The organism is Kribbella rubisoli (assembly GCF_004217145.1).
Classification (GTDB): Bacteria; Actinomycetota; Actinomycetes; order Propionibacteriales; family Kribbellaceae; genus Kribbella; species Kribbella rubisoli.
Window position 1 is genome coordinate 1 of sequence record NZ_SHKR01000002.1, and the last position, 18,988, is coordinate 18,988.

Below are 18,988 nucleotides of genomic sequence, written 5' to 3' on the forward strand. Positions count from 1 at the left end.
AACGCTCGACTGGGACACCCCAGCCGAGCGTTTGCGTGATCTACTCACCACCTAGAAACCAAGGCGGTGTTGCAACGACCCCTTGAAACCGCCCAGGTGGTGCGGGGTCTTTGCTATGTCTGGACCATCCGGTGCGCGAGGTCGGCGTACAGCTTGCCCAGCGCCGCAGGGTCGCCGCGATGCGGTGTGTACCAGCGGGCGACGTCGATGGACAGCGACAGTACGGCGAGAGTCGTGCCTGGAAGGTCGGCGACCGCGAAGGATCCGTCCCGCACGCCGTCCGCGAGCACCTGCTCGATCTGGGTGGAGATGGCCCGTCGGATGACCGCCACCTCGGCGAGGTGCTCCGGCGTCAGGGCGACCAGCTCGTACTGGACCACGCGGGCGATGGTGTGGTGCTCGGCGTGCCAGGCGGTGAACGCCGCGACCAGCGAGCGAAGCCGGTCGGCGGGCGTCGAGCCGGCGTCGGCGGATCGCAGTACCTCGAGCGCCGCGTTGTGGCCGTAGAGGCTGATCTCGAAGAGCAGGCGCTCCTTGGACGGGTAGTGAACGTACAGCGCGGCCGGACTCATCCCCGCGCGGGACGCGATGTCGCGGGTCGTCGTGGCCTGGTAGCCCCGCTCGGCGAACGCGTCGACGGCACCGGTCAGCAGCCGACGGGCGGCGGCCGGCTGGACATGCTCCCAAACCAGGGGACTCGTGACTGCGGACACGTTGACACCTTGCACCAAACGCGTGAAGCTAAGCAAGCGCTTAGCCAGACATCTCACAGCTTGGGGAGGCCTAGATGCAGCGCGTCATCTTCAACGAGGACCACCACGCATTCCGCGCGAGTGCCAAGGAGTACTGCGACCGCTCGCTGGTTCCGCGGATGGAGCAGTTCCTCGAAGAGAAGACGATCGACCGGGCTGCCTGGCTGGAGGCCGGCAAGCAGGGCTTCCTCGGCCTGGACGTGCCGGAGGAGTACGGCGGTTCCAGCGTCGGCGACTACCGGTTCAACCAGGTCTTCGCCGAAGAGGTCTCGAAGGTCTCCGCCTCGCTGTCGAGCTGCTTCGGCATCCACTACGACTGCGCCGCGCCGTACTTCGTCGACCTCGGCACCGAGGAGCAGAAGCAGCGCTGGCTGCCCAAGTTCTGCTCCGGTGAGTACGTCGCCGCGATCGGGATGACCGAGCCGTCGGGCGGCTCCGACCTCGCCGCGCTGAAGACGACCGCGAAGCGGGCCGACGGCGGCTGGGTGCTGAACGGCTCGAAGACCTTCATCACGAACGGCGACATGGCCGACCTCGTCATCGTCGCCGCCCGCACCGACCCGTCGAAGGGCGCGAAGGGCATCACGCTGTTCGTCGTCGAGGAGGGCATGGAGGGCTTCGCCCGCGGCCGCAAGCTCGACAAGGTCGGCCAGACCGAGTCGGGTACGTCGGAACTGTTCTTCGAGGACCTGTTCATCGCCGACGACAATGTGCTCGGCGAGCTCGACCGCGGCTTCATCCACATGATGGAGCGGCTGGCCCAGGAGCGGATCGGCGCCGCGGTGTCGAACATCGCGCACGCGACCCAGATCCTCGACGAGACGATCGAGTACGTGAAGCAGCGCAAGGCCTTCGGTCAGTCCGTCGGCTCGTTCCAGTACAACAAGTTCCTGATCGCCGAGCTCGTCACCAAGGTCGAGGTCACGCAGGCGTACGTCGACAACGGCGTGGTCGCGCACGACGAGGACCGCCTGTCCGCGGTCGATGCCGCGAAGACCAAGTGGTGGAGCGCCCACGTGCAGAACGAAGTACTGGATGCGTGCGTCCAGCTGCACGGCGGGTACGGCTACATGAACGAGTACCGGGTGGCCCGCGCCTGGCGCGATGCCCGGGTGACGAAGATCTGGGCCGGCTCGAACGAGATCATGAAGGAACTCATCGGCCGCGATCTGGGCCTCTGAAAGGGATAAGAGATGCCTGAAGCAGTCATCGTCTCCACCGCGCGTTCGCCGATCGGCCGCGCGTTCAAGGGATCGCTGACCACGATCCGGCCGGACGACCTCGCCGTCCAGATGATCAAGGCGGCGACCGAGAAGATCGGGCTGACCGGGGACCAGATCGAGGACCTGGCGCTCGGTTGTGCGGAGCCGCACGACGAGCACGGCGGCAACATGGCCCGCCGCGTCGCGGTGCAGCTCGGCTGGGACAACACGCCGGCGACCACGGTGAACCGGTTCTGCGCGTCGTCGACGCAGACCGCGCGGATGGCCTTCCACGCGATCAAGTCCGGCGAGGGCGACATCTTCGTCAGCGCCGGCGTCGAGTGCGTGTCGCGGTACAAGAACTTCGGCTCGGCCGGGGTCGGCGACCCGAGCGCGTTCAACCCGGTCTTCACCGACGCGGTTGCGCGGACGGAGAAGTACGCCGAGACCAACGACACCTGGCACGACCCGCGCACGGACGGGCAGATCCCGGACATCTACATCGCGATGGGCCAGACCGCGGAGAACGTGGCGACGCTCAGGGGCATCACCCGGGCCGAGCAGGACGCGTTCGGCGTCCGCTCGCAGAACCTGGCCGAGAAGGCGATCGGCAACGGCTTCTTCGAGCGCGAGATCATCCCGGTGACGCTGCCTGACGGGACCGTGATCAGCAAGGACGACGGACCGCGGGCGGGGACCACGCTCGAAGGTGTGAGCGGCCTGAAGCCGGTGTTCCGTCCCGATGGCACTGTCACGGCCGGCAACTGCTGCCCGCTGAACGACGGCGCCGCGGCGGTCGTGATCATGAGCGACACCAAGGCTCGCGAGCTCGGCCTGACGCCGCTCGCGCGGATCGTGTCGACCGGCGTGAGCGGTCTGTCGCCGGAGATCATGGGCCTCGGTCCGGTCGAGGCGTCGAAGCAGGCGCTGGCCCGGGCCGGGATGAGCATCAACGACATCGACCTGGTCGAGATCAACGAGGCGTTCGCTGTCCAGGTGATCGGTTCGGCGCGCGAGCTCGGGATCGACGAGGACAAGCTGAACGTGCACGGCGGTGCGATCGCGCTCGGCCACCCGTTCGGGTCGACCGGTGCGCGGATCATGACCACGCTGGTGAACGGGCTGCAGTTCGAGGACAAGCAGTTCGGCCTCGAGACCATGTGCGTCGGCGGCGGTCAGGGTATGGCGGTCGTGCTCGAGCGTCTCAGCTGATGACGCTGGAGAACCGTACGGCGATCGTCACCGGAGCCTCTCGCGGGATCGGGCTGGCGGTCGCGCAGCGGCTGGTGGCCGACGGTGCGCGGGTCGTCATCACCGGCCGGACCAAGGAGACGCTCGACGAGGCGGTCGCGACGCTGGGCGGCCGGAAGCACGCGTTGGGGATAGCGGGCAACGCCGCGGATGCCTCGCACCGCGGCGCGGTGGTCGCGGCCGCGGTGGCGACGTACGGTTCGGTGGATCTGCTGGTCAACAACGCCGGCATCAACCCGATCTACGGCAAGCTGCTCGATGTCGACCAAGGTGTCGCGGCCAAGATGGTCGACACCAACGTGCTCGCCGCGATCTCGTGGGTGAAGGCCTGCCGTGACGCGTGGATGCGCGCGCATGGTGGGGCCGTCGTCAACCTGTCGTCGGTAGCCGGGCTGGGTCCGTCGCCGGGCATCGGGTGGTACGGCGCGACCAAGGCGATGTTGTCCCGGATCACGCAGGAGCTGGCCGTCGAGCTGGCTCCGGAGATCCGGGTCAACGCCGTGGCTCCGGCGGTGGTCAAGACCAAGTTCGCCGGAGCCCTCTACGAAGGACGTGAGGAGAAGGTCGCGTCGACGTACCCGCTGGGTCGGCTGGGCCGGCCTGAGGATGTCGCCTCCCTGGTCTGGTTCCTGCTGTCCGACGAGGCGTCCTGGATCACGGGCCAGACCATCACGATCGACGGCGGCCTGACGTTGAACGGCGGGATCGCGTAGGGCCGACGGCCCTGCCAGGCCACCAGTTGGTCGTACGGAGCGGCGTCGTCGGCGATCGGCACAACCGCGTCGAACGGGATCTGGCCGCCGCGTGGCTCGGCGGGCAGGTACTGCTTGCTCATGGGGAGCAGGTACGTCGCGATGCCGTCGTCGAGCACGTCCAGCCGGCTGGTGGCTTTCGCCAGGTCCCACGAGTGGGTCGCGAGCTCGCGGGCGTAGGAGTTCAGCGCCACGGCGCCGGACACCGTGCCCCAAGGAACGCGGCAGACCCGCTCCAGCACATCGTCTTCGGCGAGGGTCGCCTCCAGGGCGGTTCGGCGCTCCTTCCACAGGCCGGCGACGTCATCGGTCTCGGTCACTGTCGGGATGCTGAAGATGTCCTCGCCCGACAGCGCGAGGTCGATCCGGCCGATCACGGTGAGCAGGTGGCCGAGCAGCGTGCGGACGCCGTACTCCGTACACGGCGTCGGCAGGTCGAGCTCCTCCGGCCTGACCGACTCCATCAGCTGCTGGGCCTGGTCGAGGGCACGGACGAACATCGGTCGGGGGTCTTCGAAGTTGTTCATGGCAAACAGCTTCGCGGGGTATATACGACATCTTCTGTCGCATATTCTGAAGTCGTGCGAGCGGACCGGCTGTTGCAGATCATCCTCCTGCTGCAAAGGCATGAGCGGCTGAGCGCGCGCGACCTCGCCGAGAGGCTGGAGGTGTCGACGCGGACTGTCATGCGCGACATGGAGGCGTTGTCGGCGGCCGGCGTACCCGTCTATAGCGAGCGTGGGCGCAACGGGGGCTGTGTGCTGCTGCCGGGCTACCGGGCCGACGTCAGTGAGCTGACGCCGCGGGAGGCGCAGGCGCTGTTCGCCTGGTCGGGGCGGGCTGCGCTGTCGGAGGAGCTGGGGCTGCAGGACGCAGTGCACTCTGCGATGGGGAAGCTGTCTGCGACGTTGCCGGTGGAGCTGCAGGGGGACGCGGACGCGTTGTCCGGTGCGATCGTGGTCGATCGGCGACGCTGGTTCGCGGAGGCCGAGGACACCGGTGCGTTGCCGGTACTGCGACAAGCCGTCGTCAAGCGCAGACGGGTCCGCCTGCGCTACGCGTCGGCCAGCGAGGGCGTGCAGCGCCGTACGGTCGATCCGTGGGGGCTCGTGGAGCAGGCGGGACGCTGGTACCTCGTGGCGGCGCATCGCGGGGCGGCGCGGATGTATCGGGTGTCGCGCGTGGAGGACGCGGACATCCTTGAGGAGCTGGCGGATCGGCCCGACGGGCTCGACGTACGTGCTGAGTGGGATCGGCTGCGGTCGGGGCTCGAGCGGCAGATGCCGCTGGGGGTCGACGTACTGGTCCGGGTACGTCGGGAGCGCGTCGAGATGGTGCGGCGGATCGCGACGCCGATGCTGGCCAAGGGGGAGGTGGCGCGCGACATACCGAGCGATGACGACTGGCCGCACCTGCGGATGCACTTCCGGGTGCGGGAGGCAGCGTGCGGGGTGTTGCTCGGGTTCGCCGGTGATGTGGAGGTGCTCGAGCCGGCCGACATCAGGGCGCGGATGCTGGAGCTGGCCGAGGCGGCGGTCGCTACCTACCGCTGACGGGTCGCGACGAAGGTCTGCCGCAGGATGATGTTGCCGTCGGCATCTTCATCCTCGTTGCGCCAGTGGAAGCCGGTCTCGGTGATGCCGGTGAACTCCCAGCGGGTCTTCGCGCTCTGCGACTCGAGCGTGATCGTGTCCGCGGTCGCGTGCGCGACGAACGGCATCACGAAGGCTGCCTTCGGTCCCATCCAGGTCGAGCGGAACGCCTGCAGTTCGGGATCGTAGATGCGCATCGACAGGCCCCACTCGCCGTCGCCGTCGGTGGCGCGGGCGGCACGACTGGGGGTGATCCAGATGTCCGCGACCGCGCGTCCGTCGAGCACCCAGGCGAAATGCCATTCACCCTTCGTCTCCCGCGTGACGGCGCCGGTCTCGTCGTACCAGGCGACGTCGAGATCCCAGCTCCCGATCAACGGAGCGAACGGCGCGAAGGCTTCGGCGTACTCCGGGCGCGGGCCGTCGGAGACCATCAGCTCGGCGAAGGTCCGGGCAGCCGAAGCGCCGTCGGTAATCTGCATGCTTGTTGTTTACGCCTGACATCTGAACGGGGTCAAGCGTCAATGCGGACGCCCCGCCGCCGGTGACCCCGTCGCGTGCAACCACGATGGCACTTCCGGCGGTCGGGGCGATCAGTCCGACAGCACCGCGTCACTCTAGTACGACTCCGCTACACAGCCGAATCACGAGACTCTCGCCGCTGTTGCGATCGCGTTGCTGGTTGTTAATGCATGGCGTGGGCAAGGGCTGCTGACTAGGGTCCGGGACATGACGACACGGGTGGTGATCCGGCAGGCCGTAGGTGAGGACGCCGAGGCGGTGACGGCGGTACGACGGGCGGTCTTCTCCTATAAGGCGATGTCAGTGGCGGCGACCCGGCACGCCATCACCGTGGCGAGGCCCGAGGAGCGCTTCCTGCCACTGATCGCCGAGGTCGACGGCCAGGTGGTCGCATGGGGTGCGGCCGGACTCACCGTCTGGACCAGCCAGCCGGGCCAGAGCTACCTGACGATCTTCGTGCATCCCGATCATCGCAAGCAGGGCATCGGCAGTCAGCTCGCTGAGCGGTTGCACCAGCATCTGACCGAGGTCGGCGCGATTCGCGTGCGGACGTTCGTCCACCCGGACGGTCTCGAGTTCGCCCGCAACCTCGGGTACGACGGCACGCGGCAGATGCACTATGCCGGCGTCGAGCTGAAGTCGTTGCCGGAGCAGCCGGAAACTCCGGAAGGGATCGAGCTGGTGTCGTTCGACGAGGTCGATCCGCAGGCGGCGTACACGGCCGACACGATTGCCGCGCTGGACGAGCCGAGTGATTCGCCGATGGACTCGATGGAGTACGACCGGTGGCTCGACGAGATCTGGAACGCCCCGTCGATGGACAGGTCGCTCAGCGTCGCGGCGATGGCCGGTGACGAGATGGCAGCGTTCACGATCGTCGAGACCGACGGCGACCGGATGTGGTCGGGCATGACCGGCACGATCCCGGCGTACCGCGGCCGGGGTTTGGCGAAGCTGGTGAAGTCCGTTGCGCTGCGCCGGGCGGCCGCGGCCGGGATCACCTCGGCGTACACCTCCAACGACGACGAGAACGGCCCGATGCTTGCCATCAACAACTGGCTCGGCTACCACCGCGTCCAAACCGAACTGGCCCTCCTCCGCACCCTGGACAACTGACCGATGACGACGGTCACCTTCGATCGACTGCAGCATCTGGTCCAGGTTCCGGTGACCGTCGGTACGGCGGAGTACCGCTTCCTCGTCGACACCGGCATCGGAACCACAGTGATCTCGTCCGCGGTCGCCGATCGCCTCGACGGCGCAACGACCGGCGAGACGTTCACCGGGCGGCGCATGTCCGGCCAGGCGATCGAGGTGCCGTTGGTCCGCGTGCCGCGAATCGCTCTCGGTGACTTCGTGGTCGAGGGGCATGTCGCCGGCGTCGCCGATCTGGGTGACGAGTTCGCCGGGATCCTGGGGCCGACCTTCTTCGAGAACCACACGGTCACGACGGATCCCGACGCGAGGACGCTGACCATCCAGCCGCGGGAGAGCTTCGTTGCCGATGGCCCTGAGATCCCGCTCGATGTACGGCGTGAGTCGGTGTCGGCCGATCCGTTCGCGCAGCTCGTGCTGCCGAGCGGACGGGAGATCACCGTGGAGGTGGACACCGGGTCGGACAGCCTGATCCTGGACACTCGGTTCGCGGTGGACTGCGGGGTCGATCTGGGGGGTCCCGACGTGACGACGCGGACCGGGACCGATGAGACCGGGTATGTGTGGCAACGACACTGGGCAACGATTGCGGGGAGTGTTCACCTGGCTGCTGCGGCGGAGACCGTGCAGGCGGCGCCGCGGGTTCTGTTTCAGGACATCATTCATGACGGGCTGGTGGGTACCGGGTATCTCGAGCGGTACCGGATGACTTTCGACATCACGGGGGCTCGCGTCGTGCTCGGCGCGCGAACCCTCTGAGACAGAGCTGTAACCGGCTTACTTCTGGTATGCACCTGAAAGGGCGTTACTTTCCTGGGGAGTTGGTCGTTGGAGTTCCCGAGGAGTTGGGATGGAGATCAGGGCGGCTCGACCGGGGGACGTCGACGCGGCGGTGGCGTTGCATGACGCGCTCGTTCCGTATCTGGTGGTCACCCGGAGTTCGCTGATCCGGCGGCTGACGGCGCCGGCCGCGCCAGGAAACGGCGCGTTCGCGGCGGTGGACGACGGGGAACTGGTCGGCTGGGCATCGGGCGGGCTGATCGGCGGTTCGAATCCGCTGGACGGTGAGCTGCGGCTGCTGATCCGGCCGGAGTACCGCGGTCGCGGTATCGGCACCCGCTTGCTGGAGGCAACGCACGCGGACCTGCGGACGGCCGGGGCAACGTCTGCGCGGGTGTTCGCCGACCCGAGCAGCGTCGACTGGGCAGCGCGGTTCGGATACCGGCAGACGCGGCAGGTGCACTACGCGGGCATCGACCCGCGCAAGGTCACGGACCTTCCCGAGGTCCCGAGCCAGGTGCAATTGGTGTCGTTCACCGAGGTCGATCCGCGCCTGCTGCACGCCGCGGACGAAGTTGCCCAGCGCACCAAGCCGGGCGACGCGAAGATCCTTTCTCACCCGTACGACGCCTGGCTCGCCGACATCTGGAACGCGCCGGACCTGGTGCGCGAGGTGAGCGTGGCCGCGATGTACGACGGCCAGATCATCGCCTTCACGCGCAACCACGGCGATCGCGCCAAGATGTGGTCGAGGATGACGTCGACCATGCCGGAGTACCGTGGTCGCGGGCTCGCCAAACTGGTCAAGAGCGCCGCCCTGCACCGCGCCGCCGACGCCGGTATCGAGGGCGCCTACACCGCCAACTACGACGGCAACACCCCGATGCTCGCCGTCAACGAATGGCTCGGCTACGACCGCATCGCCACCCACGCGGTCCTGATCTGCCCGCTCTAGCGGACGAGCAGTACGACGGTCTCCGCAACGCAGGCGGGCTTGGTGGAGTTCTCGAGCTCGATGACCCAGTTGAGCGAGACCTGTACGCCGGCCGGGGTCTCGACCGCGTTGGAGATCGAGGCGCCGGCACGGACGCGGGTACCGACCGGGACCGGGGTAGGGAAGCGGACCTTGTTCACGCCGTAGTTGAGCTTGGCGGTGACGCCGTCGACCTTGAACAGCTCGTCGCCGAAGCGGGCGATCAGGCTCAGCGTCAGGTAGCCGTGGGCGATGGTGCCGCCGTACGGGCCCTTCTTGGCGCGCTCGACGTCGACGTGGATCCACTGGTGGTCACCGGTCGCCTCGGCGAACTGGTTCACCTGCTCCTGGGTGATCTCCAGCCACTCGGTCTCGCCGAGCGGGGTGCCGACCGCGTGCGCGACCTCGTCGACACCGTGGAAGGTCTGCGGCATGCTCGTTCGCTCCTAGTTCCCTCTAGTTGCGCGGTCCGCCGGCGACGTACAGCACCTGGCCGGAGACGAACCCGGCCTCCTCGCTGCAGAAGAACGAGGCTGCGGCGGCGATGTCCTCCGGCTTCCCGGTCCGCTGCACCGGGATCGTCGCGGCGGTCGCCTTCTTGAACTCCTCGAAGTCGACACCGACCCGGGCCGCGGTGGCCGCCGTCATATCGGTCTCGATGAAGCCCGGCGCGATCGCGTTGGCGGTGACGCCGAACTTGCCCAGCTCGATCGCCAGCGTCTTGGCCAGGCCCTGCAGACCGGCCTTCGCGGAGGCGTAGTTGGCCTGGCCGCGGTTGCCGAGCGCGGAGGTCGAGGAGAGGAACACGATCCGCCCGTACGCGGCGTCGACCATGTGCGACTGGACCGCCTTGGACATCAGGAAGCTGCCCTTGAGGTGGACCGACATGACCGTGTCCCAGTCGTCCTCGGACATCTTGAACAGCAGGTTGTCCCGCAGTACGCCGGCGTTGTTGACCAGGATCGTCGGCGCGCCGAGCTCGGCCACCACCCGCTCGACCGCGGCGGCGACCTGGTCGGACTTGCTGACGTCGGCGCCGACGCCGATCGCCTTGCCGCCGGCCTCGGTGATCGCCTTCACGGTCGCGTCGCAGGCGCCCTCGTCGAGGTCGATGACCGCGACGGCGTTCCCGTCCTGGGCGAGCCGCTGCGCGACGGCCGCGCCGATTCCCCGGGCCGCCCCGGTCACGATCGCCACCCGCTCGCTCATCCACCGCTCCAATCGGTCAACTGGTCTGCCGGGGATGACATTACCCACGCGTTGTCATCGGGGTAGTACCCCGGATGCGATGATCGCCGTGTGGATCATCACAGACCGGGGCGGTGGGGTGGGGAAGGTATGAGAAACCGCCACGTCTATCACTGCCCGTTGCGCTGGGGGGACATGGACGCGCTCGGCCACGTCAACAACGGCCGGTACGTCGACTACCTCCAGGACGCCCGGGTGGATTTCCTGTTCCGCACGGCCAAGGAGCTCGGCGCCGACGCCCTCGAGACCGGACTGCTGGTGGCGCGGCACGAGGTCCAGTACCGGGCGCCGCTGCTGTTCCGCCCTGAACCGGTTCGGATCGAGCTGTGGATCAGCGAGATCAAGGCCGCCTCGTTCACGGTGGACTACGAGATCCTCGACGCGGAGCCCGAGCGCCGTACCTATGTCGAGGCTCGCACGCGGCTGGTGCCGTTCGACTTCAACGCCAATCGGTTGCGCCGGATCACGCCGGTCGAGCGCGAGGCCCTCACCAAGCTGGTGGGCGCATGAGCTTCACGTACCAGGTGCTGGTCCGTTGGTCCGACATCGACTCGTACGACCACGTCAACAACGTGCGGTACTTCGACTACCTGCAGGAGGCCCGGATCGCGTTCCTCGCACAGGTGATGGGGACCACAGGGGACTACTTCGCGCAGTACCCGGTCGTGCTCGTCAGCCAGACGGTGGACTACCTGCGTCCGATCCACCTGCGGCACCCGCCGTACGACGTGGACGTGTGGGTCGCCGCCGTCGGTACGACGTCGTACACGCTCGGGTCGCGGATCGTCGATCGCAGTGGCGAGTCGGAGGACGTGTACGCCAAGGCGGAGTCCGTACTGGTCGTGGTGGACGGTGAGACGCAAGCGAAGCGGCAGCTGGGAGACGCCGAACGGGCAGCCCTCCTCCAGCACGTTGTGACCACTTGAGAGACTAGATCCGATATGAGTGAGCAGCAGAGCTTCTATGACGCCGTCGGTGGGGCGGACACCTTCCACCGGTTGGTGGCAGCCTTCTACCGCGGTGTTGCCGCCGACCCGGAACTCAGAGCGCTGTACCCGGAGGAGGACCTCGGTCCGGCCGAGGTGCGCTTCCGGATGTTCCTGGAGCAGTACTGGGGCGGCCCGAGGACGTACTCCGAGCAGCGCGGGCACCCCCGGCTGCGGATGCGGCACGCCCCGTTCGCGGTCACCCCACGCGCCCGGGACCTGTGGCTGGGCCATATGCGCGCCGCGCTGGACGAGCTCGCCCTGACACCTGAGCAGGACCAGCAGATCTGGACCTACATGGTGATGGCCGCGCAGAGCATGGTGAACACCGACGAACCGCAGTACCCGGGCGCGATCGACGTGTCCGGCCGCTGAACCTCTCTTCGAAGGAGACAACACGAGCATGGCTACCACTCGTACGGCCAAGGCCCACTGGGAAGGCTCGCTGATGGAGGGCGCCGGCCAGGTCGCTCTCGAGTCGTCCGGTGTCGGCACCTACGACGTCACCTGGGCCTCCCGCGCGAACGACGCCAACGGCAAGACCAGCCCGGAAGAGCTGATCGCGGCCGCACACTCCACCTGCTTCTCGATGGCGCTGTCGCACGCGCTCGCCGGTGCGGGTCACGCGCCGACGTCGATCGACACCCAGGCCGACGTCACCTTCCAGCCGGGTGAGGGCATCACCGGCATCAAGCTGTCCGTCAACGGCAACGTCCCCGGCCTGACCGCGGACGAGTTCGCCGAGTACGCCGAGGGCGCGAAGAAGAACTGTCCGGTCTCGCAGGCGCTGTCGGCCGTCCCGATCACGCTGGACGTCACCTTCACCGCATGACGTACCGGAACGCCCGGCGAGCCAGTCGCTCGCCGGGCGTTCCGTCGTTTCAGCCGTGGAACTGGGCGACGACCTTGGTGAAGTCGTAGGCGTTCTGCGAGATCCCGCTGCACGAGTCACCGTCGTTGTTGCTGCCTCCGCACTTCCGGTCCCGGTTGACCGACCAGAACGTGAAGCGCGCCAGGTGGTGCTGCTGCGCGTAGGCGAGCATCGTCTTGAAGTCCTGCAGCCGGACCGTCTCGCCGTCGTCGGTCTTGCCGTTCATCGACGAGATGCCCATGTGCCGGTACGCCGTGTCGTCGGAGTACCCGTACGCCGTCTTCAGCCGGCCCTTCAGACCCTCCTCGGCCTTCTGGGTCAGTGTCGCCATGTTGGTCGAGCCGCCGCCGAAGTCGAACGGCATCAGCACCCAGCCGTCGTTGGCCAGCCCGGCCTTCGCGGCCCGGTTGATCAGGTCGACACCGGACGAGTCCGGACCGGTCTGGTCGGTGCCCATCGTGATGTATGTCTTGATCCCGGAGTTCTTGGACTTGACGGTCTTCAGCGCGTCGACGACCCGCTGCCGGGCGGCCGAGCTGTGGAACTCGGTGTCCTCGATGTCGATGTCGATCGCCTTCAGCTTGTAGGCGTCGATCACCTTCTGGTACGCCCCGGCCAGGGCGGAGGCCGAGGTGCACTTCTCGCCGAGCTTGTTACCGGACCAGCCGCCGAACGACGGGATCACATCGCCGCCGGCCGACCGGATGTTGTTGATCGCGGTCTGGTCCGATCCGCCGGTCAGTGCGCGATCGCCGTCCCACTTCGGGTTGCAGCCGCCGTCGGACAGGATGAAGGCGAGCGTGAACCACTTGTTGCCGGCCGCCTTCATCACGTCGGCGGGCTTCTGCGGGTTACCCCAGCCGAGGTACTCGTACGGCGCGGCGCCGATGCTGGCCGGGTCCGCCTGGACCTGCTGGGTGGACGCCTGCGCGGCGAGAGCCGCGCCGAGCACCAACGTGCCGGCGGCGACCGTCGCGGCGGCGGCCTTGAAGATGCGCATCTGAAACTCCGATCTTGGGGGCGGGTAGGAGTTAGGAAAGTTTCCTATCAGTTGCTGATGTGGTCAAGACCTGCTCGTTCATCAACAGGAAGGCGCCGAGGCCGTGGAAGTCGTTGGTGGCGCGCTCGCGGCCGACGTAGTACTTGTAGTCGCCGACGTTGGTGCCGACCGAGATCCCGGTCAGGTTGGTGCGGCCGTCCGAGCCGAGGCTGAGCTTGGACAGGACACCCTGGTAGCCGCGGTCGGCGGCGGATCGGTACGACGCGTCGACGTACCCGCGTTCCACCGCACGGGAGATGACGAACGTGTACATCGACGAGCAGGACGTCTCGGTCCAGTTGCCGGAGCGGCTGCCCTTGTCGACCACCTGGAACCAGCGCCCGGTCTTGGGGTCCTGGTACTGCGCGTAAGCCGCGACAAGCTTCCGCAGTACCTCGATCAGCTCTGTCCGCCGCGGCTGGTTCGCGGGCACGACGTCCAGCACGTCGATGGTCGCCATACCGAACCAGCCCTCCGCGCGGCACCACACCTCGGGGGACTGGCCGGTCTTGGGGTCGGCCCAGGACTGCGTGCGGGACTCGTCGTACGCGTGCCGCAGCAAGCCGTTCGACTGCTGTAGATGGCTGGCGTAGACGAGCAGCTGATTCACGGTCTCCTTGTCGGTGTACGCCGAGTCGCCGAACTCATGGCCGTACTCCGCGAGGAACGGGTCCACCATGAACACACCGTCGCCCCAGAGCTGGTGCTGACGACTGGTCGCGTGCCAGAAGCCCTGGTCCGCGGTTCGCGGGTAGGTGTTCAGCCGCTTGCGGATCTTGGTCGCTGCGACCTCGTAGCGGTGGTCGCCGGTCTCGTGGTGCAGTACGACGAGCAGGCGGCCGGCGAGCATGCTGTCCAGGCTGTTGAAGCTGTTGTCGATGTTCCCGGACTTGTCGACGAACCGGTCGACCCAGGACTTGATGTAGCTCAGGTACTTCGGGTCGTGAGTGCGCTGGTAGACCAGGTACTGGCCGTAGAGGTACAGCCCGACCGGATAGGACCAGCCGCCGATCGTGGTCGGCTTGTACCGAGCCATGGTCGAGTCGACCATACGCACCGACCAGTCCGTCGCTGCCAGCGCTGCAGGTGGATCGACAGCGACATCCAGGTAGTCCAGGTTCGGAGCGCCATCCGCTGTGGTCGCCGTGACGCGGATGGTGTTGATGCCGGCTCGCAGGTTGGCCGTGGCGTGAATGGTTCGCCACAGGGTCCATGCGCCCGTCGACGGGATGGCGACGTTCTTCGTGACAGTGCTGCCGTTGACGGCAATGTCGAGGGCTCGGTTGGCGGTTGTCCCGTTGGCGTGGTCGAAGACGAGCGTGGCGGGACCGGCCTGGTCGCGGTCGACCTTCCACTCGACGTAGCTGCCGGTCTGGTTGGGCGTGTTGACGAAGCCGGCACCGGAGTACCCGGAGTGGTCCTTGTCGACCGTGCTGCCGGGTGACAGCGTCGCCGCCTCGGCCTCGTAGCGCTGGGCCGTTCCAGCTCGGGAGACGCGATACATGACGGTGCCGTGCGTCGGCACCGACGCGCTGATCTGACCGGTAGTGCTTCGAGACGCCTTGCTCCACAGGTCCTTCAGCGTGTACGACGCGGAGCCGCCGAGGCCGACGGCTTCCGCGGTGGTGCTGATCGTCGCTGTCGAACCAGTCTCGTTGGAGAGGGCTACGGCCCGGTCTCCGTTCGACAGGGTCTTGGCGTAGACGACCAGACCGCCCGACGAGCTGATCACGGTGGCCTGGCGGCCGAGGCGGTCCTGGTCGATCGCGATGACGTCCGGGTTGGTGAGGATGTCGAAGGTCTCAGTTGACGCCTTGCGGAGGTCGGTGCCGATCAGCAGCGGCGCCGACATCATCGCCCACAGGCTGAAGTGCGTGCGGTACTCCGTTGCCGTCATCCCGCCGTTGCCGACCTCCAGCATGTCCGGGTCGTTCCAGTGGCCTGGACCGGCGTACTGGCTCAGGTCTCGGTTGGCCTGGGCCTTGCCGATCATGCTGGTCCAGTTGTCACTGATGTCGCCGGTGGTGCGCCACAGGTTGCCAACGTCCGCTGCCCACTGCCAGACCTTCGGCGGTCCGGTGCGGCCCCACTCGCAGATGGAGTACGTGATCGGCCGGCCGGTCGCCAGTAGTGCGTCACGCATCGCGGTGTACCGCTGCTGCGCGTCGACGCCCTGGTTGTTGCAGTTGTCGTACTTCAGGTAGTCCACGCCCCACGACGCGAACAGATTGGCGTCCTGCTTCTCATGGCCGAGTCCACCGGGGAAGCCGTTCTTGTCGCAGGTCTTCGTCCCCGCACTGGTGTACAGCCCGAACTTCAAGCCCTTGCTGTGCACGTAGTCCGCCACGCTCTTGATGCCGTGCGGGAACCGGGCCGGGTCCGGCACGAGGTTGCCCTGTGCGTTGCGCTGGGGGAGCGCCCAGCAGTCGTCGATGTTCACGTACTGGTACCCGGCGTCCTTCAGGCCGCGACTGACGAAGAGGTCCGCGATGCCCTTGATCATCGCCTCGTTGAACGCGGACGTGCACTTGGTCGAGTTCCAGTTGTTGAAGCCCATCGGTGGTGTCCGGGCCTGCCCGTTCTCGAGGTTCGCAGTACGGCAGTTGCTGGACGAGTCGGTCGCCTTGACCCGCAACGACCCACCGCTCACGCAGTATCCGTTCACGGACTGGAACCCCAGGTCATACGGACTCGCGCTGCCGCGCTGCGCGGTGAATCCGCTCAGCCCGACGTTCGCGGCGTCATTGGCGATGACAGCCGGCCGCCCGTCGTTCTTGTTGAAGTGGATCGAGCTGTCGGTGAAGTGAACGCCATCGACCTGGTGCAGATACCAGCCGTACGACGGCCTGGTGCCGATGCTGTTCGGGTTGTAATCCTTCGGGTCGTTACTCGGTACGCCGGTCCCCATCGTCGCGTTGCCGCCCGGCACTGTGAGCTGCACGTTGTCGAACGTGACGTCGCTGATGTTGTCCTCGCCCCAGAGCGTCGGGCTGTACGCCGAACCCCTCGCACCGTCGTACGTGCCGGTGACGTTCTGGTAGGTGATGTTGCTGATCGAGCCGACACCTGGACTGCCCCCGCAGCGTTTGCGCGTGCCGACCTTCTGCATGATCGGACTGCGGGTGCCGGACATCGTGATATCGCGGTAGTGCACGTCGGAGATGTTGCTGCCGTCCATCGAGACCATGCCGAGCCCGGACTTGCCGGCGCCGGTGATCTTGATCCGGTCGAACGCGTAGTCGGTGAAGTTGCCGCAGGTCTCCGAGCCGAACATCAGCGCGTTGCAGCACCCGGCGGACAGTTGGCTGTCGGAGACCCGCACGTGCCCGTTGTCGATCGTCTCGCCCAACGCCCAGTCGCTCTTGAAAACCAGCGCGTCGTCGTTGGCGGCGATGTTCGCGTGGGTGACCGTGACGTTCTTGGCGTTGATGACGTTCCAGCCGTCGCGGTTGTCCGCGGTCTCGATCCGCAGGCCGTCCGAGTTGATGTCGTCGCAGCCGTTGGTGAGCATCGCGAAGTGGCCGCCGCGGCGCAGCCGGATGCCGTCCACGCGCAGGCCGTCGCAACGGGTCAGCGAGATGATCTTGTCGGCCTGGCCCGACTTCGGATTGCCGGTGATCAGATGGCCGCCGCCGTCGATGGTGCCTGCGCCGGTGAACGCGATGTCGGTCAGCCGGTCGCCCCACAGCATCGCGTCGTGGAAGTGGCTGTGGCCGTAGTCCTGGTACTTGTCGTTCGGGTTCGCCTCGGCCTTGTCGTACGTGTTGTTGCTCGCGCCGAGGATGGTCGCACCGGAGTCGAGCTGGTAGGTGAGGTGGCTCTTCAAGTGGATGGAGTTGGCGCTCTTGTAGGTGCCGGCCGCGAACCGCACGGTGCTCCCGGGCGCTGCTGCCGCGATCGCCTTGTTGATCGCTGCGCTGTCGTTGGCCTTGCCGTCACCCTTGGCGCCGTAGTCCTTCACGTTGACCTCGGCAGCCATGACCGCAGCGGTTGACGGCTGGGCGTACGACGTACCGATCCAGGCCTCGTCGATGCGCAGCCGTTTGTAGCGGGTCGGGTCCGAAGAGGCCGCGTAGGTGTTCACGACCTCGAGGCGGACATGGCGGGTGGTGGTCGCGGGCACGTCGATGTAGACGGCGGCGCGGCGGCTGGGGAGGGTGCCGGTCTTGATGGGTGAGCCCCAGGTCTTCCCGTCGGCGCTGACGTAGACGCGGTAGCTCTTGATACGAGCCGACTGTTCGCTGGCTGAGCGTGCGTACGCGACCGAGTCCTCGCGCTGGTTGAGGCCGATGAACCGGACCGGCTTCGACGAGCCGAGGTCGAAGTCCAGCGATACCGGCGTGGTCTTGCTGCTGTCCCAGTAGGTCAGGTAGTTGCCGTCAGCGGCTGCAGCCGGGTTGGTGCCAGCAGTGGCAGTCATCGTGTACGACGACGCCGGGAGGATGCCCGCGCGTCCCGCACTCTCGACTTTGAAGACCGTGTCGTAGGCGTCCCAGTTGGTCAGACCCGTGAGGGTGAGGATGCCGTTGGCCTGCGAGTGGGCGATCGCCTTGCCGCTGCGCTGATCGGTTACGTCTGCGATGCGATAGCCGTTGTCGCGGATCCGAAGCGTGCTGGTGGTCGGCTTCGTGAGTACGTGGATGTACTGCTCGCCCGGATCGGTCCGGCTGACGGTGGTGACGCCGTACGCGCCGTCGTTCCACGCGCCGGGTTTCAGGCCGCCGTACATATAGCCGCCGCCCTCGGTGCCGTGGAGCGACGGCCAGATCGGCTGCAGGTATTTGTCAAAAAGGTTGTTGAAATCTTCCTGGTGGGACGGGAACCGGCCGTTGACCATCGCGGTCTCGGCCATCAGCGACTTGATCGACGAGCCGGCGTTCGCGACGTACCGGCCGATGGTGAGGCGGGTGTCGACGGTCGGATTCGAGCCGTCGTACCACCAGGCGCCCTTCGACGGCTGCTTGAAATCGGCCTCGATCAGCCGCGGCGCCGCGGTGTAGACCGCCTGCGGGTAGTCGTAGTCCGGGGACATGCCGGTCTTCTGCTCGTTGCTGATCATGTCCATGATCGGCGTGTCCTCGTTGTTGTTGCTGAGCGTGTAGTCCGGCCGATCGTGGCGAATCTTGTCGTACAGCCCGTGGATCTCCCAGTAGGCGTTGTCGTTGTCGATCCAGAAGCCGCCGAGGTCCGGGTACCGCTGCATCACCTCGACGAAGTTGTCGTAGCTGAACTCGCCGAATCCGTCGCGGGTGCTCAGGTCGACGGAGTGGCCCTTGTAATTCGAGTACGCCGCCGAGTCGAGCCAGTCCTTGCCGGACGGCAGGCCGTCGTTGTGCCACTGCGGATCGTCGGTCATGTAGAGGATGACCTTCAGGCCCTGCGCCTTCGCGGCGTCGATGGTCTCGCGGAGGAGGTCGCGGTCGGTGTGGCAGCTGCCCGGGATCTTCGACGGCCACGGCCGCGCGTACCCGAGCCGGCTGTGGAACGTCGCGAGGACCAGGTACTGGGTGTGCAGCTTCTGTGCCTCACGGACCCAGTACGCCGGGTCCCAGCCGCCGGCCTTGACGGCGTTCTCCCAGGCGCTGCAACTGGTGTAGCCGGGGGAGGACCGCATCCCCCAATGCAGGAACAGGCCGCCGGTCGACTCGCGGAGGAACTGCTGCCGGGGATGTTGCAGCTCGGCCTGGGCCGGCTGTGCGCTGAACAGGGTTGTCAGCAGCGTCGTCAGCAGCAGAAGGGGGAGGAGTGCCGCCAGACAGCGGCGCAGGACGGATCGTGCGCGCATTTCGAGCTCCAAACCTGGGGGCGGTCAGAGTTGGGCTTCTGTTAGGAAGGTTTCCTAATGGTTCGCTCGATCATGACGCG

General features: G+C 67.1%; 17 protein-coding genes and 1 pseudogene. 11 read left to right on the plus strand and 7 right to left on the minus strand.

Going from position 1 to position 18,988, the window contains the following annotated elements; all coding sequences use genetic code 11:
- Positions 1–113 precede the first annotated feature (113 nt).
- Positions 114–713, minus strand: a complete 600-nt coding sequence (locus tag EV645_RS00955) for a TetR/AcrR family transcriptional regulator (protein ID WP_130438737.1) — start codon at positions 711–713, stop codon at positions 114–116.
- A gap of 74 nt (positions 714–787) precedes the next feature.
- Between EV645_RS00955 and EV645_RS00960 the strand changes: the two genes are divergently transcribed.
- The 3 genes from EV645_RS00960 to EV645_RS00970 are packed head-to-tail and all read left to right on the plus strand — an operon-like array spanning position 788 to position 3,918.
- Positions 788–1,933 carry an acyl-CoA dehydrogenase family protein gene (locus tag EV645_RS00960; RefSeq protein WP_130438739.1) on the plus strand — a complete coding sequence of 382 codons (1,146 nt, stop codon included), beginning with the start codon at positions 788–790 and terminating at the stop codon, positions 1,931–1,933.
- A gap of 12 nt (positions 1,934–1,945) precedes the next feature.
- The gene (locus EV645_RS00965) at positions 1,946–3,166 is read left to right on the plus strand and encodes an acetyl-CoA C-acetyltransferase (RefSeq protein WP_130438741.1); all 1,221 of its coding nucleotides are present in this window, start codon (positions 1,946–1,948) and stop codon (positions 3,164–3,166) included.
- Complete coding sequence (locus tag EV645_RS00970) at positions 3,166–3,918, plus strand: SDR family oxidoreductase (protein WP_130438743.1); 753 nt, start codon at positions 3,166–3,168, stop codon at positions 3,916–3,918. Before EV645_RS00965 ends, EV645_RS00970 begins: the two co-directional genes overlap by 1 nt.
- A gap of 17 nt (positions 3,919–3,935) precedes the next feature.
- Here the strand turns inward: EV645_RS00970 and EV645_RS00975 are convergent.
- Positions 3,936–4,586: pseudogene (locus tag EV645_RS00975) on the minus strand (TIGR03086 family metal-binding protein); the annotation flags it as partial.
- Between EV645_RS00975 and EV645_RS00980 the strand changes: the two are divergent.
- Positions 4,539–5,510: a helix-turn-helix transcriptional regulator gene (locus EV645_RS00980; RefSeq protein WP_130438745.1), complete on the plus strand. Its 972-nt coding sequence runs from the start codon at positions 4,539–4,541 to the stop codon at positions 5,508–5,510. The pseudogene EV645_RS00975 and the gene EV645_RS00980 sit on opposite strands and share 48 nt — an antisense overlap.
- On the opposite strand, the gene EV645_RS00985 is transcribed toward EV645_RS00980, so the two are convergent.
- Entirely contained in the window at positions 5,501–6,031 is a 531-nt protein-coding gene (locus EV645_RS00985) for a hypothetical protein (RefSeq protein WP_130438747.1), read from the minus strand. The genes EV645_RS00980 and EV645_RS00985 overlap by 10 nt on opposite strands.
- 247 nt (positions 6,032–6,278) lie before the next feature.
- On the opposite strand from EV645_RS00985, the gene EV645_RS00990 reads away from it, so the two are divergent.
- The 3 genes from EV645_RS00990 to EV645_RS01000 all read left to right on the plus strand — a co-directional run bounded on the left by EV645_RS00990 (position 6,279) and on the right by EV645_RS01000 (position 8,961).
- On the plus strand, positions 6,279–7,187 hold the full coding sequence (locus EV645_RS00990) for a GNAT family N-acetyltransferase (RefSeq protein ID WP_242000130.1): 909 nt from the start codon (positions 6,279–6,281) through the stop codon (positions 7,185–7,187).
- A gap of 3 nt (positions 7,188–7,190) precedes the next feature.
- Complete coding sequence (locus EV645_RS00995; RefSeq protein WP_130438749.1) at positions 7,191–7,985, plus strand: retropepsin-like aspartic protease; 795 nt, start codon at positions 7,191–7,193, stop codon at positions 7,983–7,985.
- Between the two features lie 91 nt (positions 7,986–8,076).
- Positions 8,077–8,961, plus strand: coding sequence for a GNAT family N-acetyltransferase (locus EV645_RS01000; protein WP_130438751.1), 885 nt, complete (start codon positions 8,077–8,079; stop codon positions 8,959–8,961).
- On the opposite strand, the gene EV645_RS01005 is transcribed toward EV645_RS01000, so the two are convergent.
- Together EV645_RS01005 and fabG are read right to left on the minus strand one after the other, a co-directional pair.
- Positions 8,958–9,413 carry a MaoC family dehydratase gene (locus EV645_RS01005; RefSeq protein ID WP_130438753.1) on the minus strand — a complete coding sequence of 152 codons (456 nt, stop codon included), beginning with the start codon at positions 9,411–9,413 and terminating at the stop codon, positions 8,958–8,960. The genes EV645_RS01000 and EV645_RS01005 overlap by 4 nt on opposite strands.
- Before the next feature lie 22 nt (positions 9,414–9,435).
- Positions 9,436–10,188 (minus strand): 3-oxoacyl-ACP reductase FabG, encoded by a 753-nt coding sequence (fabG, locus tag EV645_RS01010; protein ID WP_130438755.1) that lies wholly within the window; start codon positions 10,186–10,188, stop codon positions 9,436–9,438.
- 129 nt (positions 10,189–10,317) lie between these two features.
- Between fabG and EV645_RS01015 the strand changes: the two genes are divergently transcribed.
- Genes EV645_RS01015 through EV645_RS01030 form a run of 4 tightly spaced genes read left to right on the plus strand, consistent with a single transcriptional unit; the run spans position 10,318 to position 12,045 of the window.
- The gene (locus EV645_RS01015; protein WP_130438757.1) at positions 10,318–10,737 is read left to right on the plus strand and encodes an acyl-CoA thioesterase; all 420 of its coding nucleotides are present in this window, start codon (positions 10,318–10,320) and stop codon (positions 10,735–10,737) included.
- Positions 10,734–11,153 (plus strand): acyl-CoA thioesterase, encoded by a 420-nt coding sequence (locus tag EV645_RS01020; protein ID WP_130438759.1) that lies wholly within the window; start codon positions 10,734–10,736, stop codon positions 11,151–11,153. The genes EV645_RS01015 and EV645_RS01020 overlap by 4 nt, the downstream gene beginning before the upstream one ends.
- Positions 11,154–11,168: 15 nt before the next feature.
- Positions 11,169–11,588: a globin gene (locus EV645_RS01025; RefSeq protein ID WP_130438761.1), complete on the plus strand. Its 420-nt coding sequence runs from the start codon at positions 11,169–11,171 to the stop codon at positions 11,586–11,588.
- Between the two features lie 28 nt (positions 11,589–11,616).
- A complete protein-coding gene (locus EV645_RS01030) occupies positions 11,617–12,045 on the plus strand; it encodes an OsmC family protein (RefSeq protein ID WP_130438763.1) in 429 nt (142 codons plus the stop codon).
- 49 nt (positions 12,046–12,094) lie between these two features.
- On the opposite strand, the gene EV645_RS01035 is transcribed toward EV645_RS01030, so the two are convergent.
- Positions 12,095–13,084: a chitinase gene (locus EV645_RS01035; protein ID WP_130438765.1), complete on the minus strand. Its 990-nt coding sequence runs from the start codon at positions 13,082–13,084 to the stop codon at positions 12,095–12,097.
- Positions 13,085–13,115: 31 nt separating this feature from the next.
- Entirely contained in the window at positions 13,116–18,908 is a 5,793-nt protein-coding gene (locus tag EV645_RS01040; RefSeq protein WP_198681404.1) for a glycoside hydrolase family 88 protein, read from the minus strand.
- Positions 18,909–18,988 lie beyond the last annotated feature (80 nt).

Coding starts and splice junctions, on each gene's coding strand:
- EV645_RS01025 (WP_130438761.1), top strand. CDS start 11,169: ATGAGTGAGCAGCAGAGCTTCTATGACGCCGTCGGTGGGGCGGACACC.
- EV645_RS01000 (WP_130438751.1), top strand. CDS start 8,077: ATGGAGATCAGGGCGGCTCGACCGGGGGACGTCGACGCGGCGGTGGCG.
- EV645_RS00960 (WP_130438739.1), top strand. CDS start 788: ATGCAGCGCGTCATCTTCAACGAGGACCACCACGCATTCCGCGCGAGT.
- EV645_RS00990 (WP_242000130.1), top strand. CDS start 6,279: ATGACGACACGGGTGGTGATCCGGCAGGCCGTAGGTGAGGACGCCGAG.
- EV645_RS01020 (WP_130438759.1), top strand. CDS start 10,734: ATGAGCTTCACGTACCAGGTGCTGGTCCGTTGGTCCGACATCGACTCG.
- EV645_RS01040 (WP_198681404.1), bottom strand. CDS start 18,908: ATGCGCGCACGATCCGTCCTGCGCCGCTGTCTGGCGGCACTCCTCCCC.
- EV645_RS00985 (WP_130438747.1), bottom strand. CDS start 6,031: ATGCAGATTACCGACGGCGCTTCGGCTGCCCGGACCTTCGCCGAGCTG.
- EV645_RS01015 (WP_130438757.1), top strand. CDS start 10,318: ATGAGAAACCGCCACGTCTATCACTGCCCGTTGCGCTGGGGGGACATG.
- EV645_RS01005 (WP_130438753.1), bottom strand. CDS start 9,413: ATGCCGCAGACCTTCCACGGTGTCGACGAGGTCGCGCACGCGGTCGGC.
- EV645_RS00970 (WP_130438743.1), top strand. CDS start 3,166: ATGACGCTGGAGAACCGTACGGCGATCGTCACCGGAGCCTCTCGCGGG.
- fabG (WP_130438755.1), bottom strand. CDS start 10,188: ATGAGCGAGCGGGTGGCGATCGTGACCGGGGCGGCCCGGGGAATCGGC.
- EV645_RS00995 (WP_130438749.1), top strand. CDS start 7,191: ATGACGACGGTCACCTTCGATCGACTGCAGCATCTGGTCCAGGTTCCG.
- EV645_RS01035 (WP_130438765.1), bottom strand. CDS start 13,084: ATGCGCATCTTCAAGGCCGCCGCCGCGACGGTCGCCGCCGGCACGTTG.
- EV645_RS01030 (WP_130438763.1), top strand. CDS start 11,617: ATGGCTACCACTCGTACGGCCAAGGCCCACTGGGAAGGCTCGCTGATG.
- EV645_RS00965 (WP_130438741.1), top strand. CDS start 1,946: ATGCCTGAAGCAGTCATCGTCTCCACCGCGCGTTCGCCGATCGGCCGC.